The sequence below is a fragment of the Streptomyces sp. SID3212 genome, assembly GCF_009865405.1.
In the GTDB taxonomy this organism is placed as follows: domain Bacteria; phylum Actinomycetota; class Actinomycetes; order Streptomycetales; family Streptomycetaceae; genus Streptomyces.
This window is the reverse complement of record NZ_WWJY01000760.1, coordinates 1-2,946: the sequence shown is the minus strand read 5'-3', so window position 1 is coordinate 2,946 and position 2,946 is coordinate 1. Positions and strand designations below refer to the sequence as shown.

3 protein-coding genes and 1 pseudogene are annotated in these 2,946 nt (G+C 71.3%); all 4 read left to right on the top strand.

Features of this window, described 5'->3' with window-relative positions:
• A pseudogene (locus GT042_RS23085) lies at positions 1-414 on the top strand (MerR family transcriptional regulator); the annotation flags it as partial.
• A gap of 53 nt (positions 415-467) precedes the next feature.
• Positions 468-941: a bifunctional nuclease family protein gene (locus GT042_RS23080; RefSeq protein WP_161308445.1), complete on the top strand. Its 474-nt coding sequence runs from the start codon at positions 468-470 to the stop codon at positions 939-941.
• 230 nt (positions 942-1,171) lie between these two features.
• Positions 1,172-1,714 carry a MerR family transcriptional regulator gene (locus GT042_RS23075; protein WP_345943878.1) on the top strand — a complete coding sequence of 181 codons (543 nt, stop codon included), beginning with the start codon at positions 1,172-1,174 and terminating at the stop codon, positions 1,712-1,714.
• An 87-nt stretch (positions 1,715-1,801) separates the two neighbouring features.
• Positions 1,802-2,946 (top strand): DNA polymerase IV (locus tag GT042_RS23070; protein ID WP_161310638.1); only part of this gene is annotated, 1,145 nt, incomplete at its 3' end.

The window sequence follows — 2,946 nt, the reverse complement described above, 5'->3', positions numbered from 1 at the left end:
CGCCAGCGGCGGGCCGGGGCGGAGACGGGGCCCGCGCCGCGGACGGCCGCCAGGATCGGGCGTGAGGAGCTGCTGGCCGCCTCGGGGGCCGACGCGAGCGCGCTGGACGAGTGGGAGTCGTACGGTCTCATCACTCCGATGCCGGACGGCGGGTACGACGCCGAGTCCGTGACCGTGGCGAAACTGGTCACGGATCTGGGAAGATTCGGCCTGGAACCACGTCATCTGCGGATCATGAGAGCGGCCGCCCAGCGCGAGGCGGGGATGGTCGAGCAGGTGGTCGCACCGCTGCGCCGGCACCGTAACCCGCAGACCAGAGCCCATGCGGAGGCCACCACGAGGGAGCTGGCGACCCTCTCCGTGAAGCTGCACGCGGCACTGTTCCGGACGGCTCTCGGAGCACATCCGTACTGATCATGGGGGAGTCCGACTACCCAAACCGGTCGGTCGCGTCCTAGGGTTGCTGTGTGAACGAGCTCGACGTTGTGGGTGTCCGGGTGGAAATGCCCTCGAACCAACCGATCGTGCTCCTGCGTGAAGTGGGAGGCGACCGGTACCTTCCCATCTGGATCGGGCCGGGGGAAGCCACCGCCATCGCCTTCGCCCAGCAGGGCATGACGCCTGCCAGGCCGCTGACCCATGACCTTTTCAAGGATGTCCTTGAGGCCGTGGGCCAGGAGCTGACCGAGGTCCGCATCACGGACCTCAGGGAAGGTGTCTTCTACGCGGAGCTGGTCTTCGCCAGCGGGGTGGAGGTGAGCGCCAGGCCGTCCGACGCCATAGCGCTCGCGCTGCGCACCGGTACGCCGATCTACGGCAGTGACGGCGTCCTGGACGACGCGGGGATCGCCATCCCGGACGAGCAGGAGGACGAGGTGGAGAAGTTCCGTGAATTCCTCGACCAGATCTCTCCCGAGGACTTCGGGACCAACAGCCAGTGAGTGGTCGGTGAGTGCCTGACGGCCGGAGGCGGACCCGCCTCCGGACCGCACGGTCAGCACATTCGGTCAGCCCTTCCCGGGACCGGGACACGCGAAACCACTCTCAAGGTGATTATCACTCGGCGTGGCGAGTGCGGCGATCGTTGACGCACCCCGAGTGACTCCCTACCGTCGTTGAGGGCAGGTCAAGGACGGAGGTCGGCGTGAGAAGCAGCGGCGACGGTACGGCGGTGGGCGGGGCGTTCCCGCTGCGGAGCGAGGCGGCCGACCCCGGTACCGAGACGGTCGGGTACCGAGGACCGACGGCGTGTGCCGCGGCGGGGATCACGTACCGCCAGTTGGACTACTGGGCGCGTACGGGGCTCGTGGAGCCCAGCGTGCGCGCGGCGTACGGCTCCGGGGCTCAGCGGCTCTACAGCTTCCGTGACGTGGTCGTCCTCAAGATCGTGAAGCGGTTCCTGGACACCGGGGTCGCTCTCCAGAACATCAGGACGGCCGTGCGGCACCTGCGGACCCGGGGCGTCCAGGATCTTGAGCGGATGACGCTGATGAGCGACGGGGCGACGGTCTACGAGTGCTCGTCGCCCGACGAGGTCGTCTCGCTGCTCCAGGGCGGTCAGGGGATCTTCGGGATCGCGGTCGGGGTGGTGTGGCGGGACGTCGAGGCCGCCCTGTCCCAGCTGCACGGGGAGCGCATCGACACGGGCGAGACGCTGGTGGGGAACAACCCCGCCGACGAACTGGCCAGGCGGCGCAGGGACCGCGCGGTCTGAGCCGCGTACGGCTCCGTGCACGCGGGACCGGGCCCGTCCGCACGCCGCGCCGGCAGATTGTCAGTGGTGTGAGGGAGCATCGGGGGTGTGAGAGCCGCCCCGACCGTCCTGCATCTGGACATGGATGCCTTCTTCGCCGCAGCCGAGCAGGCGGCGAAGCCGAGTCTGCGCGGAAAGCCCGTGGTGGTCGGGGGTCTCGGGCCGCGCGGGGTGGTCTCCACGGCCTCCTACGAGGCGCGGCGGTTCGGGGTGCATTCGGCGATGCCGATGGCGCAGGCCAGACGGCTCGCGCCGAACGCCGCGTATCTGGTCCCGCGCTTCACCGTCTACCGGGCGATCAGCGAGCAGGTGATGGAGCTGCTGGGCCGGCTGTCGCCGCTGGTGGAGCCGCTGAGCCTGGACGAGGCGTTCGTGGACCTGGAGGCGGGCGGCTCGGCCCACGACACGGCCTCCGCGCGGGCCGCCGGGGAGCGGCTGCGCCGGGACATCCGCGCGACCACGGGGCTCACCGGGTCGGTGGGACTCGCGGGGTCCAAGATGCTGGCGAAGATCGCCTCGGAGCAGGCCAAGCCGGACGGCCTCGTCATCGTCGAGCCGGGGACCGAGCGGGCGCTCCTGGGGCCCATGACCGTACGGACCCTGCCCGGTGTCGGTCCGGCGACGGGGGAGCACCTGCGGCGGGCCGGGATGACCACGGTGGCGGATCTGGCGGAGGCCGGTGAGGACGAGCTCGTACGGCTGCTGGGGAAGTCGCACGGGGCGTCGCTGTTCCGGATGGCGGGCGGCCACGACGACCGGCCCGTGGTGGCCGAGCGGGAGACCAAGTCCGTCTCCGTGGAGGACACCTTCGACGTCGATCTGCACGACCGGGTGCGGGTGCGGACGGAGGTGGAGCGGCTGGCGGACCGGTGTGTCCAGCGGCTGCGGGCGGCCGGGCACTCGGGGCGGACGGTCGTGCTCAAGGTCCGGCGGTACGACTTCTCCACGCTGACCCGCTCGGAGACGCTGCGCGGGCCGACGGACGACCCGGGTGTGGTGCGGGAGGCGGCGGGGCGGCTGCTGGAGTCGGTGGACACCACGGGCGGCGTACGGCTGTTGGGGGTGGGGGTCAGCGGGCTCGCGGACTACACGCAGGAGGACCTGTTCGCGCAGGCGGCGGCGGACCGGTTGGCGGCGGACAAGGCGGCTGCGGACCGAGTGGCCGCGGATCGGGCGGCCGCGGACCGGGCGGC